Source organism: Liquorilactobacillus sp., assembly GCF_047719775.1.
In the GTDB taxonomy this organism is placed as follows: domain Bacteria; phylum Bacillota; class Bacilli; order Lactobacillales; family Lactobacillaceae; genus Liquorilactobacillus.
In genome coordinates this window covers 1-14991 of record NZ_JBDNTS010000033.1, presented here as the reverse complement: position 1 = coordinate 14991, position 14991 = coordinate 1, and the positions used below count along the sequence as shown (strand labels likewise).

At 35.8% G+C, this 14991-nt stretch carries 11 protein-coding genes; 8 read left to right on the top strand and 3 right to left on the bottom strand.

Going from position 1 to position 14991, the window contains the following annotated elements:
- Positions 1 to 180: 180 nt before the first annotated feature.
- A complete protein-coding gene (locus ABF682_RS11430) occupies positions 181 to 345 on the bottom strand; it encodes a hypothetical protein (protein ID WP_415619870.1) in 165 nt (54 codons plus the stop codon).
- 543 nt (positions 346 to 888) lie between these two features.
- On the opposite strand from ABF682_RS11430, the gene mazE reads away from it, so the two are divergent.
- The 4 genes from mazE (at position 889) to ABF682_RS11410 (ending at position 3377) form a co-directional block, all read left to right on the top strand.
- Entirely contained in the window at positions 889 to 1131 is a 243-nt protein-coding gene (gene mazE / locus ABF682_RS11425; RefSeq protein ID WP_289981256.1) for a type II toxin-antitoxin system PemI/MazE family antitoxin, read from the top strand.
- A gap of 4 nt (positions 1132 to 1135) precedes the next feature.
- The gene (locus ABF682_RS11420; protein WP_415619869.1) at positions 1136 to 1492 is read left to right on the top strand and encodes a type II toxin-antitoxin system PemK/MazF family toxin; all 357 of its coding nucleotides are present in this window, start codon (positions 1136 to 1138) and stop codon (positions 1490 to 1492) included.
- 319 nt (positions 1493 to 1811) lie between these two features.
- Entirely contained in the window at positions 1812 to 2531 is a 720-nt protein-coding gene (locus ABF682_RS11415; protein WP_415619871.1) for a MurR/RpiR family transcriptional regulator, read from the top strand.
- A gap of 219 nt (positions 2532 to 2750) precedes the next feature.
- Positions 2751 to 3377 (top strand): DapH/DapD/GlmU-related protein, encoded by a 627-nt coding sequence (locus ABF682_RS11410; protein WP_415619868.1) that lies wholly within the window; start codon positions 2751 to 2753, stop codon positions 3375 to 3377.
- Between the two features lie 271 nt (positions 3378 to 3648).
- Here the strand turns inward: ABF682_RS11410 and ABF682_RS11405 are convergent, their stop codons facing one another.
- A complete protein-coding gene (locus ABF682_RS11405; protein ID WP_415611552.1) occupies positions 3649 to 4863 on the bottom strand; it encodes an acetate/propionate family kinase in 1215 nt (404 codons plus the stop codon).
- Positions 4864 to 5121: 258 nt separating this feature from the next.
- On the opposite strand from ABF682_RS11405, the gene adhE reads away from it, so the two are divergent.
- The 3 genes from adhE (at position 5122) to ABF682_RS11390 (ending at position 11259) form a co-directional block, all read left to right on the top strand.
- A complete protein-coding gene (adhE, locus tag ABF682_RS11400; RefSeq protein ID WP_289981263.1) occupies positions 5122 to 7812 on the top strand; it encodes a bifunctional acetaldehyde-CoA/alcohol dehydrogenase in 2691 nt (896 codons plus the stop codon).
- A gap of 285 nt (positions 7813 to 8097) precedes the next feature.
- Positions 8098 to 10239, top strand: a complete 2142-nt coding sequence (locus ABF682_RS11395) for an ArnT family glycosyltransferase (protein WP_415619867.1) — start codon at positions 8098 to 8100, stop codon at positions 10237 to 10239.
- A gap of 15 nt (positions 10240 to 10254) precedes the next feature.
- Positions 10255 to 11259, top strand: coding sequence for a glycosyltransferase family 2 protein (locus tag ABF682_RS11390; protein WP_415619866.1), 1005 nt, complete (start codon positions 10255 to 10257; stop codon positions 11257 to 11259).
- Positions 11260 to 11429: 170 nt separating this feature from the next.
- Here ABF682_RS11390 and ABF682_RS11385 read toward each other — a convergent pair whose 3' ends face one another.
- Positions 11430 to 12380 carry a choloylglycine hydrolase family protein gene (locus tag ABF682_RS11385; protein WP_415619865.1) on the bottom strand — a complete coding sequence of 317 codons (951 nt, stop codon included), beginning with the start codon at positions 12378 to 12380 and terminating at the stop codon, positions 11430 to 11432.
- A 205-nt stretch (positions 12381 to 12585) separates the two neighbouring features.
- Here ABF682_RS11385 and ABF682_RS11380 point away from each other — a divergent pair, with 205 nt between their 5' ends.
- Positions 12586 to 14649, top strand: coding sequence for a methyl-accepting chemotaxis protein (locus ABF682_RS11380; RefSeq protein ID WP_415619864.1), 2064 nt, complete (start codon positions 12586 to 12588; stop codon positions 14647 to 14649).
- The last annotated feature ends 342 nt before the right edge of the window (positions 14650 to 14991 follow it).

The window sequence follows — 14991 nt, the reverse complement described above, 5'->3', positions numbered from 1 at the left end:
TTCATAAGTCAAAATTCTCCGTCTAACTTCGAATTACTCATAGCAAAGTACTCGCTATGTTCGTAATTTCGAGTTAGTACTCAAATTTTCCCGACTTATGGCACACTCCCTTGATCAAAATCAGCGCTGAGTTCTGAACTTCGCCAATCAATTGGTTAAAGTTCACAAATTAGCAACTTGTCAGTAACTCTGTTGTTCATTCCAAGTTAGTTGATTAGCGAAAATTACTAACTCATCTAAGACTTGCTGATAGTTTTGTCGATTATCAACCTCAGTTTTATATTGCAGGTTGTCATGTAAATACTGTTTTAGTCGCTGAGTTGACACAATATTAATCTCTTTCATCAATACAGTGCCAAAAAATGGAACTACTCGTTGTCAATTAGACAGTCAAAACAATTAAAATACTATAGGCACTTTCTTGAACAGCATGATTTTGATATTCTATAGATAAATGAAAGGAAGACAAAAATTTATTTGTTTAGATGGATTTTTGCATAGAATTGAAGAGATATTTAATACCCAGATTGTAAAATTAAGTTAGAAATAAAAAAGCCATTTGTGATGTGAACCCCCAAGGCTGGACACTAAATCCAACCTTTATTTGAGTTAGCTGGATCAATTTGGCTTTTTGTGCATAAGTAGATGGTACATAGTTTATTGTGCTGCCCATACCGCTCTTCTTTAATGAAGGTTGAATTTCTCATAAACTTCTCTGATGCTAGTATGAATTCATGGACACGATCTGGTAGAATTTTAAATCTGAATTGATACAGCATAATCCATTAGATGAATTGGACTTATGACTACTAGGGTATAGGTTACATAATAATGCTATTTGCTTAATAGCGTAATTACAGTTATAATTACATAAAGGAGATGATTATTATGACTGTAAAAACTCGAAAACAAGGTAATTCAATAATGGTTACAATCCCTGCAGAATTTAATATTGGAGTCAATGCTGAATATGAGCCAATAATTGATGAGAATGGAGTTATAAGTTTTATGCCAGTACGAAGTAATTTATTTAAACAAAATCCGGACTATGACTTGCGGAAAGCAATTAATGATGAAAAGATCCCTGATAATGGAAAATTAGTTGGAAAAGAGGACTTCTGGCATGAATAAAGACATGCCAAAACAAGGTGATTTAATTTGGATCAATAGTGAGCCACATGCAGGGCATGAGTATGGAGCTCATGATGTAAGTGCCAGCAATACGTTTCGTCCCATGTTAGTAATGAGCGATCTTGCTTATAATCAACGAACGGGAATGATCGTTGGATTTCCAATAGCTCATACTACACATATAAGCAAACCTTTTCAGCTTGAACTTTCAGGCCATAAGATTAGTGGTCATGTTATTTTGACAGGGCTTTTAGGCTATGATTATCTAGCACGAGCGGGAAAAACTGTAGATCATGTTAGCGCAAAAGAACTTCTTCAAGCTAAAAGAGCTGTTAAGGATATATTTGGATTTCTAGATTAGTACATATAAATATGTGTGCTAATTTTTTTGCATCTTAAGGGTGACTGCCATAAGTCCTAAGTAAAAGAGGAACTGAGTCGTAAGTTATATTTGACTCAGTTTTTTTGTGTGCACTTGAATTACTGGATTTACAGCTCGTCACAGTAATAATTTTTATGCGCAATCTATAACACGATATTTGCCTTGTGGACAACGTAACATGTTATGCAATATGAAACAAAATACATGATAGTCAATCCCGTGCCAAGCATACTTCAAACTATATAATTAAGCGATTACACGAAGTATAGTAAAACTGTAAAGAAATACTCGAGGATTTCTGAAGCATAATAATAACAAATTGAAAAATAAGAGTATCAGACAAGTAGCCGCTGCATGCTTTGTTTCAACGACTACATTTTTAAGATTTGTGCGCAAAATAGGATTTTCTGGTTATAGTGAATTCAGTACAGTAATTAAATATACTGTTTTGAATAGTACTGAGAAAAGTGAAACAGCTGTAAATTTTGTTGAGAAACAAGAACAATATCGAAATGAATATTTGAAAAATATTGAAGAAACCGTCCGCGTATTGGACAATCGAAAATTATTGGAAATTTGTCAACAACTAGATAAGCAGCCCAAAATCTATTTTTATGCTAAAGGATTTAGTAAATATGCTGCAGAGTATGTAGAATATTTATATACATTAAATAACTTTATTATTATTTTTCCCAAGAACTATGAGCAGCGAAAGCTGGCTTATCGAAATATTAGTAAGAATGATATTATCTTTGTTTTTGATTATGCTGGCGAAGATAGCGAACTTATCCAAATTATTCAGCGCTTAAAGAGTAGTACGCAATATGCTTCATTAGTTTCGATTACAGGAGCTAATAATAATACTATTCAAAATATGAGTGACGAGAACTTATATATATTTACTGATGAGCTAAAAATAGATACTGTTGATATGACATCACATGTCTCGCTGATTGCTATTATGGAATTATTATTGTATCAATATTTTGAATATAAGAAAGATAAATTAGGTAAGTAATGGGGAAAAAACTTAATGCAGGTCGTTTGGAATTAAGAGCTACTGGCTGACATTTCTTTGAAATATTATGCATTTAGTTTTAATAAAGATGAATATCTAAGAGGACGGAAATAATTAAATTTGTTAGTCGCTTTTTATTTTGTGCATCAGCAACCATTGCATTATAATGATGGTGCTAAATAAACTAGGGATAAGTTATGGAGAAAGAGGGCCTGAATTATGCATATTGAATTTCCAAATCTGTCAAGAGACAAGCCAGTGATTGGTAAAGGAACGCAATTAAAACGGACTAAGTTGGGGCAATGGGTTGAATTAGGAGAAAATAATCTGATCGACAATTGTGTAGTTGGTGACTATAACTACACAGGACAATATTGTTTCATGCAAAATAGCGATTTGAAGAAGTTTATTAGCATTGCTGCTCAAGTTCGGATTGGGCCAACTAATCATCCATATGACCGTGTCTCACAGCATATTTTTTCATATAACGGTGCTTCATATGGCTTTGCTCAAAAAGACACTGAGTTCATAGAAAAGCGGCGACAGATAAGAACAACAATTGGAAATGATGTTTGGATTGGACATGGTGCAATTATTCAGTCGGGTTTAACCGTTGGGGATGGCGCGGTAATTGGATCAGGGGCTGTGGTAACACATGATGTTGCACCATATACAATTGTCGGTGGTGTGGCAGCAAAAGTGATTAAAGAGCGTTTTCCAGATGAAATTAAAAATGATTTAGAAAGAATTGCCTGGTGGGATTGGTCGCGGGGAAAGTTAGAAGAATATTATTTGGATTTCAGGTTGCCAGTTGCGGAATTCGTAAAAAAACATGTAAATGATTGAATCCGTATGTATTTTTTGAAATAACAAGTTATTTAATCTTTAAAGTGTAGTTGCAGTGTACAGGACAGAAATGTCCTTTTTTTTTTGAAAAATTAGTAAGTATGACATAAGTTAATAATGGAGCTGGATCAAAATTTAATCTTTGACCCAGCTCCAGAGAGTTATATATGAATAGAGATTCAATTAGAGGTACTCAGAAATCGTGTTAAAGATTTGCAAAATTTGAATGGTCGCTAGAAATTGTGAACATAATAGCTCTTGATTAACATTACTAATAATTAATTGCGGGTTTACTAAGTGATTGTTCGACTGAAATCAGTTCATAAGCATCTCTAGCAATCATGAGTTCCTCATCTGTTGGAATTACCAACAAGCGTGCTTGACTATCTCTGGTTGCAAAATCAAAAGACTGACTATGAGATTGATTTTGCACTGACTGAAATTTAATTCCTAAGCAATTTAGATGTTCACTAATCAGTTCACGCAAGTGATTATCATTTTCACCAATTCCACCGGTAAAAACTAAAGCATCAGCCCCGCCTAATTCCAACCAGTATGAACCAATATAATCACAAATTCGTTTTACAAACATTTTAATTGCTAGTGCGGCTTGCGGATTGCTTGTTGCTTCGCGTTCAATTTTGCGCATATCCCGACTGACCTCTGAGACTCCAAGCAATCCGGAATGCTGATTTAAGATTCTCATGCATTCATCCATATTTGAAAAGGCGTGATGTTTCAATAAATAGACTAAGGCTGACGGATCAATATCACCGCTGCGAGTGCTCATCATCAGTCCTGTTAATGGAGAAAAACCCATTGAGGTGTCATAACTTTTACCGTCTTTAATCGCGGTTACTGAAGCTCCGGAACCTAAATGTAATGTAATTAATTTTAACTCATTTAATGGTAGCTTCAACATCTTAGCAGCTTGCTGGGCAACAAAGCGGTGACTGGTACCATGTGCCCCGTATTTTCTAACCTTGTATTTTCGATAATATTCAAGTGGTAATGCGTATAAAAAGTTTTCTGGAGGAAGATCAGTATGAAAAGAAGTATCAAAAACCGCAATTTGAGGACACTCTGGTAATAATTGCTGTGCATCCAAAATCCCAGCTATATTTGCTGGATTATGCAATGGTGCTAGTTCATTAATACTTTCCAATTTTTGCATCATTTCTGGTGTAATTTCTGTCGAATGCTGAAAAAGTTCTCCACCTGAAACAATTCGGTGGCCAATCGCTGCAATTTCTTGCGGATCGGTAATAATTTGGTATTTTTGCAATAATTTTAGAGCGAGTTCAACTGGTGTGATCTCTTTGCTATAATGTTGTGCAACTAGTTCATGATTGGGTAGTGTGAGGGTTACTAATTGGTCGTCTGAGTAATCCACCATAATCTTTGCTAGACGATGCTCTGTTGGCATTGCAAACAAACTAATTTTTAACGATGAACTGCCAGAATTAATCGATAATACTTTTTTCATCAATAAAATCTCCCTTTGTACATGTGATTATATTCACATAAAATAGTAACACTATAATTTTTTTTGTCAATTGTTTGTTTTTTACTACTATGTAAAAGCCTAACTGTAGCAAAATAAGAGTAAATAGATTGATTTTTATTTTATTAATCAAAAGTATTGTAATTCACAATCAAAAGGGATAATATATGGTTGTACCCAAAATAGTGATTTATTTCACAATTAATTAAAGCAAAAATTAGGTTTAGGGAGGATTATCATATGACGGTTACTAAAAAGGTTAGAAAAGTGCTTTCCCCTGAAGAAAAGGCGAAACAATATAAGCAAGCTGAGAGTTATACAGACAGCTTAGTTGAAAAAGCTTTGGTTGCTGAGAAGTCCTATGCTTCTTATACTCAGGCAGAAGTTGATAAAATAGTTGCGGCTGCAGCTCTAGCAGGTTCTGAGGCAGCATTGTTGCTTGCACATGAAGCAGTTGATGAAACTCAACGTGGTGTTGTTGAGGATAAAGATACAAAAAATCGTTTTGCAACAGAAAATGTATATAATCTGATTAAGGATGAAAAGACAGTAGGAATTATTGGTGAGGATAAGGTTGCTGGACAAGTTAAAATTGCAGCTCCATTGGGAGTTTTAGCTGGGATTGTTCCAACTACTAATCCGACATCAACAGCAATGTTCAAAACTTTGTTAGCGCTTAAGACACGAAATGCAATTATTTTTGCTTTCCATCCACAAGCACAAAAATGTTCTGCTCATGCAGCAAAGATCCTGTATGATGCTGCAATTGCTGCGGGTGCTCCGAAAAATATCGTTCAGTGGGTTGAAGTCCCAAGTTTAGACAATACAACAGCCTTGATTCGCAATCCAAAAATTGCTTCGATTTTAGCTACTGGTGGTCCGGGAATGGTCAATGCAGCACTAAAATCTGGAAATCCTTCAATGGGTGTTGGTGCAGGAAATGGTGCAATTTTTGTCGATCATACAGCTGACTTAGACCGAGCAGTTGAAGATTTACTTTTATCGAAGAGATTTGATAACGGAATGATTTGTGCAACCGAGAATTCTGTGATTGTAGAAGCACCAGTTTATAACGACTGGTTGAAAAAAATTCAGAATAAAGGGGCATATATTGTTCCTAAGAAAGATTATCAAAAAATTGCTGATTTTGTTTTCAACGACCAACATGGTGTCAATGGACCAGTTGCCGGTAAACCAGCCAGCTGGATTGCTGATCAGGCAGGTGTTGATTTACCAGCGGATAAAGATGTTATGTTGTTTGAGCTCGATTCGAAAGACATTGGTGAGAAACTTTCTTCTGAAAAGCTTTCACCATTACTGTCAGTTTATAAAGCTCAAGATCGTCAAGATGGAATCAAAATTGTCAGCAAACTGCTCAACTATCAAGGTGCCGGTCATAACGCAGCTATTCAAATTGGTTCACAGTCAGATCCATTTATCAATGATTATGCAGATCAGACTAAGGCTGCGCGAATCTTGGTCAATCAACCAGATTCACTTGGCGGAATAGGTGATGTTTATTCTGATGCATTACGTCCAAGTATGACGCTCGGAACCGGATCATGGGGGAAAAATTCATTGTCACATAATTTATCAACCAACGATTTATTAAATGTAAAGACTGTTGCTAAGCGTCGAAACCGGCCACAATGGGTTCGTTTACCAGAAAAAATTTATTATGAGAAAAATGCAGTTTCCTATCTGCAAGATCAAATCGAACATATTGACCGTGCATTTGTTGTTGCGGATCCTGGAATGGTTAAATTTGGTTTTGTTGATAAACTTTATGATCAATTGGCTCTGCGCGAAGAACCAGTTAAGACTTCGATTTACGGTACAGTTCAACCTGATCCAACATTGGGTCAAACAATCGAAATTGCAAGACAGATGGCTCAATTCCAACCAGATACTATCATTGCTATTGGTGGTGGATCGGCTTTGGATGCTGCTAAGATTGCACGGTTCATTTATGAGTATTCTCTCGACCAACCAGCTGGATTCTTGGAAAGCTACGAACAAGTTAGTGAACTCTTCACGCGTTTGCAACAGAAGTTCATTGATATTCGGAAACGAATTGTTAAGTTCCATCATCAGTTAAATACTAAGCTAGTAGCGGTTCCAACTACTTCTGGTACAGGATCTGAAGTGACACCATATGCGGTTATTACTGATGATAATACGCATGTTAAATATCCATTAACAGACTATGAATTGACACCACAAATTGCGATTGTTGATCCTGAATTTGTTATGACGGTGCCAAAACGTACAGTTGCTTGGTCAGGTCTCGATAGTCTATCACATGCACTTGAATCTTACGTTTCGGTGATGGCTTCTGACTTTACCCGTCCATGGGCATTGCAAGCAATTAAGTTAGTCTTTGAAAATTTGGCTGAATCGTATAAATTTGATGCAAAGCATCCAACACGTGAAGGTGAAAAAGCTCGTGAGAACATGCATTACGCTGCTTGCTTAGCCGGAATGTCATTTGCGAATGCGTTCTTGGGTATCAATCACTCAGTAGCACATAAAACTGGTGGTGAATTTGGTTTACCTCATGGCTTGGCAATTTCTATTGCAATGCAGCATGTCATCCGCTTCAATGGTGTCGCTGGTAAGGTTAAACGGACACCTTTCCCTCGTTATGAAGTGTATAGTGGGCAAAAAGATTATGCTGATATCGCACGTTTTATCGGTCTTCAAGGTAAAGATGATGCTGAATTAGTTGAAAAGCTCTGCCAAAAGATTGAAGAATTAATGACAGCAGTCGAAGTAACACCAAAATTATCGGCCAACGGTGTTACTAAGGAACACTTTGAGGCATCACTAGATAAATTAGTGGATTTGGTTTATAACGACCAATGTACACCAGCTAATCCGCGCCAACCTAGCTTGGCCGAAATTCGTCAGGTGTTGATTGATCAATTCTAGATTTTTGTTAACTGATTTAAAGTGGGCAAAAAAAGTTAATACTAAATGTAGGATGCTTATCAGTTTTACTGATTGAATTAGGAGCTCTCTTCGGAGGGCTTTTTTGTTTATAGGCAAAAAGATTAATAGATTGTTTTGAGCTTTTATTAAGTAATTCTGCAAATAATTAAGAAAGTATGTTATATTTAAATGAAAGTTAAATTTGTATAAGAATATTTATAATATTTGTCATGCAAACTTCAAATATCTTTGATAAATTAAATTATTGAGAGGGGTGAAGTGGTTATGGAAAAACGCAAAGAATTATTTCCTAAAAAACGCATGAGAGTTGATTTTTGGCTGATTGTTATATTGGTATTGGCTGCTTTTTTATATGGGTGGAATATCTGGAAAGCAGGTAGTGCAAATTCGTTTTATACATCTGCAATTATTAGTATGTCAGAAAGCTGGAAGAATTTTTGGTATGCAAGTTTTGATCCAGCTGGTTTTATTACAGTCGATAAGCCTCCAGTAGCATTGTGGTTTATGGTGATTTTTGTAAAAATTTTTGGATTGCATGGCTGGAGCATAGTTATTTCTTCAGTATTGTTTAGTTTAGGATCGATTTTCTTGATCTATAAAATGGTAAAGCCTTATTTTGGTGTTTTAGCTGCTAGAATAGCTGCACTTTTGATGACATTAACTCCAATTGTTGTGGCTGATGCAAGAACAAATAATATGGATGCAACATTGGTATTTTTTTTGTTGCTTGCATGCTTTGTTTTACAAAAAGCAGTTAATAAACATAGTATCTGGTTAGTAGCTTTAGCCTTTGCTCTCGTTGGAATTTCTTTTAATATCAAGATGTTGCAAGCATTTATGATTCTTCCAGCGATGTACATTTTTTATTGGATTGCAAGTAAGGATAGCTGGAAAAAAATTTTATGTGGGAGTGTTGTTGGTACAGTTGCTTTAATAATTTTTACCTTATCATGGCCTTTAGCAGTTGATTCGGTAAGTAAAGAAAACCGTCCCTATATAGGTTCTTCAACCAACAATTCGGTGTTGAACCTAGCCTTTGGTTATAATGGAACACAAAGATTATTAGGACAAACAACGGGAACTGGCGGCACATTTACTGGCATGGGAAACAACAAAAAGAGTACAAAGACGGGTACAGGAAATGGCAATAAGACCGGTGGGAAAACGCCCAGCATGACGAAGGGGAAAGTTACAGGTGGTGGGAATACCGGTGGTAATAGTATTTTTAATGTTGGAACTGCTGGAGTGACACGTCTTTTTCAAACGGCACTCGGACAACAAATCAGTTGGTATCTTCCCCTTGCATTATTCGGGTTAATAATTGCTTATCTTGCAGCATACGATACCAGGAGAAAATGGTGGCAGGTCAATCGCAGGCAGGAGCAGTTAATCTACTGGGCTGGATGGCTCGTTCCAGTAGCTGGATTCTTTAGCGTTGCCAGCTTTTTCCATCCATACTATACAATAATGCTGGCACCCCCAGTTGTGGTACTTGCCGCAGTTGGAATCTCATCATTCATTGAGTCGTTGAACACAATTCCAAACAAGAGAGATTGCTGGATTAGAGGAATTATGGGGCTAGCAATTACCACAAATGGTTTGCTGCAAGCATTCTTTGTTTGGGAATATTCCAGCTTGTTTGGGATTATTGTTGCTGCAGTTTCAATCATAATGAGTGGTTTCATCATCTTTAGTCGTTCAAGGATTAAACTGTTCACAATAATCGGGTTGCTTGGATTAATCTGCTTATCAGCTTTTTGGTCGTTTACGCCGACAATTGCGGCAGAATCGGCAGCAATTCCAACATCAGGGCCTAGCTTGCTTAGTGGAAATAGTCAAAGCTTGGGTTCAGTAGGGAGCAGTTCTGTAAATACCAAATTAATAAGTTATCTTAAAAAGCATAATGGTTCAAAAGCTAAATATCTTTTTGCAACTACTGATTCAAATACAGCAGCACCTTACATTATTAAGACCAAAAAAGCAGTAATGACAATTGGTGGATATAATGGGACTGATAATGCAATAACACTTAAACAGTTCAAAAAGTTAGTTAAGAAAGGTGAAATCAAGTATTTCTATATATCTAGTCATACTAGTAACAATGCGATTATACGCTGGGTAAAGAAATATGGTAAAAAGATTAGTGCAAGCACCTATGGAGGAAATTCTTCAAGTACAACACCATCTGGTATGAGTAAGAAGGGTGGTCGTGGGCCACAACAATCCGCAAAAGGTGGACCAGGTGGCAAGAAGAATATGGCGAAATTCCAAGGAAAGAAGCCAAAGAAGATGGGCAAAATGGGTAAAATGGTTAAAAATAAGAAGAATAAGAAAAGTAATACTGCTGGGAAAATGAGTGGTGGTATGGGTCAACAGCAATCAAGTGTTCTTTATGAACTTGACTAAAAAGAAGGTGATGTCATGTCTGAACCATTATTAACAATAGTAGTTCCATGTTATAACGAAGAGGAAGTGTTGACAGAAAGCTCGCAGCAATTGGATAAAGTCCTGGTTGAGTTGATTAATCAGCAACAAGTTAGTTCAAAAAGTAAATTATTATTTGTGAACGATGGCAGCACGGATGATACATGGAAGATTATAAAGGAACTTCAAAAAGCAAAGTCTGAATTTGAAGGAATAAGTTTCAGTCGTAATTTTGGACATCAAAATGCTTTAATTGCGGGTATGGCAACGGCAAATAAGTACTCTGATATTATTATAACTATTGATGCAGACTTACAAGATGATATTGCCTGTATTGCTGAAATGGTTGAGAAATATCGAGCAGAAAATGATATTGTCTATGCTGTGCGCAATGATCGCAAATCCGATACGATTTTCAAAAGACAATCTGCCGAACTTTTTTATTGGCTGATGAAAAAAATGGGTGTGAATCTGGTACCTAATCATTCTGATTATAGGTTATTGTCAAAACGAGCTGTGTCCACGTTACTCCAGTATCATGAGGAGAATCTTTTTCTTAGAGCCATTGTACCAACATTGGGTTATAAGTCTGACATAGTTTATTACAAAAGAAAAGAGCGTTTTGCGGGTACTAGCCACTATCCACTGAAGAAAATGATTAACTTTGCGCTTGATGGAATAACTTCATTCACAATCTCACCTATCAGAATAATTATGTATTTGGGATTATTGATAATGTTGGTAAGCGGTCTGGGACTTTGTGCTTTGGTTGGAACGTATTTTTATTTGCACACGGTATCTGGATGGACCTCGATAATGGTCTCAATCTTCTTTTTCTCCGGGTTCCAACTTGTAACAATATGTATTGTTGGAACGTATGTGGGGAAAACATATATTGAAACAAAGCATAGGCCACAATATATTATTGAAGAACAAACATTTTCAGCTACTCAACTTGCTAGTGAACAAAGGGGTGATGCATTGAGGGAAAAACAAATGTAAAAAAGTAAGGGCGATATAAGTCAATAAAATTTAAGTGATTTTGACTTATGGAACATATTTATACGAAACTAAAAGAGGGGCAAGGTCAAGACTTAATTTTTGACCTTACTCCTCTTTGTGCTGTGTTCCATTCCAATTTCAATTTTTTTACCGCAATCTTTATTTACCAATTAAAATATTTTGACATCTGAACTTTGTAGAAGCTCCTCAGTAATATCAGCACGTGTAAGCATGGTATCATCATAAGCCATAAAGTAATAACTTAAACTATCTAAATCCATAACTGCTTTATATTGTGTGTAGTCTGAAACATTCTTTGCTGTTATCTTAACTCCCTTTGGAATATCAACTGCGTTTAAGATGTGCAGTACTGCATTAACACTATTCTTAATACCTTTTGTCGCTGCAGAATACTGACGTAGAAATGCTGCTCTGACAAATCTTGATGCTGATGTATAGTCGCCTGGTAGACCAAGTGCACCAGATCCTGGACCATCTGGAACAGTGGTGTAGTCACCATATTGTTTTGCTGCAAATTCTGTAGGCTGCAAATTTGTATAATGATTCAAGTTATCCAAATGCCATGAGAATTCTGGTGAATTAGTCATAACACCAACTTGATTATGATAAAAATTAGAGCCAGTCTTCGTGATTTCTAGAACACCAGTATTTCCAGTCTTATCTGCAACTATCCAGTGGAGTGGGACATTAACCTGGAGCAATGGATTTATGACATCCACCACATTGATTTTTTGACAACGCTGTTCAAATTCTGCAACTGATGAGATATTTCCTAAAGCCCATGACACCATGTCGGTTGATGATATATTTAATGCATCTTTCTTTGCTTCTGAGCTATATTTTGCATTTTTTTCGAAATATAACGAAGATATTGAAAAGCCGTGTTCATTAAAACCATCTGCAAAGATAAATCCGTTGATGTCTTTACCTGCTCCGATGAAACCATATTTGTTTGTAAATTCTGTCCCTGGTATTAAGGATTCAAACTTGTGATTACGTGGTACATAGATTGGTCGTGCATCTAGTTCAAAAGAAAAATCCATTGTTCTAGCTGAAAAATGAAGATTGTCCTCTGTCAAAAAAGTTATTGCTGTACACATATGCTCCCGCCCTTTCACTGATTAAATAATTATTGATCCAACTCGATAGTAGAACTATTTTGTAGATATAGCAAGGAACAGGCAGTGCGTAAAGTTACAATACTGGCATATCGACTTGCCAAATTCATAATTACCTCTTTATTTTCAGAAAAAAACACCGATTGAGCTTTATAGGTGTTTTTAGATAAAGAGGAGTGTTTATTAGATGAAAATGAAGAAAAGTTTAGGAAAATTTGTCTGGAATTTATTAGTATGGTTCACTGTTATTACTGCTTTTTTGGTACTGTTTTTCTCTTATATTTCGACGAAAACAATGCTGACTACACGTAATGAGAACAGTCAAAAGGGCGCTGTTAATACACTAGTTACTAGTAATAATGATCTACATACTTCAACGAACCAAGAATTAAATAAATTAGCAACATCATCCATTTTTGCAAAATCAGATTATAATTCTAAAGCAATCCGTTATGCGCTAAGAATGGTAAAAAGAGGTAACACTGAAATGGAACAAATTGAATTTGGATCTACTAAAGGAGAAATGATTACCTTTGCTGAATTGCCAGCAGGTTTCAATCCGCGTGAACGTCCTTGGTATAAGGGAGCAATCAAAAACGATGGGAAGGTATTTTGGACAAGTCCATATAAAGATGCTGGAACCGGGAAAATGCTAACTACAGCTGCAATTGCAGTGAAGGATAGTCAAGGGAAAACAATTGGTGTTTTAGGAATTGACTTATCGTATAATGGGATTCAAAAAACCATTTCTGGGCTAAATATTGGCCGAACAGGCAGTGTAACTCTCGTGTCTAATAATGGAACAGTTATTGCTTCAAAAGGCAAGTCAAAAAAATATACTTTTGCTAGTGGTAAAGACATTGCAGGCAACTCTGTCTTCAAAGCACTCACAGCTGCAAAACAAAAACAAGGAATTTTAAAAGTTAAAAATAGCGGTACCGATCAAATTTTGTATAACAAAAAAGGAAACGAATGGTCTTTTTCTGTTGTAGACCAAAATGACTTAAACACCGAACTAGATGCTTTGCTAATAATTTCGATTACTATCATGTTGGTATTAGTCGTTATCGTATCATTTTATGCATTGTATGCTTCAAAATTCATTAAAGAAACAGTTTCCATATATATTCAGCATTTCGAGGCTGCAAGCAATGGGAAATTCAAGAAGATAAGTACTCCTAGTGTGAATAAGAACTTATTTAGAGTTATCTTTCAGCCAAAAGAATTGGGACGCAGACTCAGCAAACCAGATGAAACAGGGCATGAATTTAATCAAATTGCCTTTCATTACAATAAAATGGTTGATGCTGTGGGTAAAGTAATTGGTAGTGTACAAGAAGAAAGTGTAACAGTTGCAAATAAGTCAAATTCATTATTAGACTTATCACAACAAACAAACAAAGCAACGGAGGAAGTCGCACAGGCAATTACAGGAGTTGCCGAAGTAACTACTTCCCAGGCACAAGAAACTTCAGACAGTGTAGGACAATTAGAAAAATTGACTACTATTATCAATAATTTAGGAAATAAGATTACACGCATGATGAAACAATCACAGAATTCAGGTGAAATGAATCAGGAAAATCTTAAAATCACTAATCATGTTGCAGATAACTGGGAAAGTGAATTATCTAAAACAAAGGAATTAGGAGAAAGCATCAAAGCTTTGAACAAGCAAGTTCAGAGTATCAACAAAATTGTAACTGTCATCAGTGGTATTTCACAACAGACTAACTTGTTGGCTTTAAATGCTTCAATTGAAGCCGCAAGTGCAGGTGAAGCTGGAAAAGGGTTTGCTGTGGTTGCAACGGAAATCCGAAAACTATCTGATCAGAGTAAAACATCAACCAAGGAAATTATTGAAATTTTGGGAAAAATCCGAAATGATGCTGATGAAATTGCCAATAAAATGAATATTTCGATTGAAGGCGGAGAAAAGCAAACTCAATTAATTGAACATGCTATTACCTCTTCAAAAAATGTTTTTGATGTGAACCAAGAGCTAATTCTTGGGATCCAAGAAATCGAAGAAGCCAGTCAAAAAATTGAAAAGATTCAAAACAAGGTGCAGGCAAGTTTGGAGAATATTGCTGCTTCTACAGAAGAAAATTCAGCTGGTACAGAAGAAGTTTCAGCAAATTCAGAGGAAGTTCAGGCATCAATGGAAGAATTTACTAATCATGTAGCTAAGCTGCAAGCTTCTTCTAGCACATTAAAAGAAGCCGTTGGAACCTTCAAATTTGAAAATTGATTATAATTATTTCGCATTACAAGTGTACAAGATGTAAATCTTAGAAAGGTGAACTAAGCTAGAAGTACTGAATTATTAATTTTTTCGAGAACAGGAGCTAGGTCAAAAGTTAAATTTTGATCTAGCTCCTGTTCTCCGTTTAGTAAAGCTTCTAATTTTTATTTTTGAATCTTTGAACTAGTGATTGAGGATTAGTTTAATTAAAACCAGAGATAATTGCTGCAATAAAGTATTGAATTTTAATATAACTAAAAAGGAAGCAAACAATATTACTAAGGTCATAGACGGGGGCTGAGTCAAAAGTTAAATTTTGATTCAGTTTCTCTATTTATTCCGTATAAA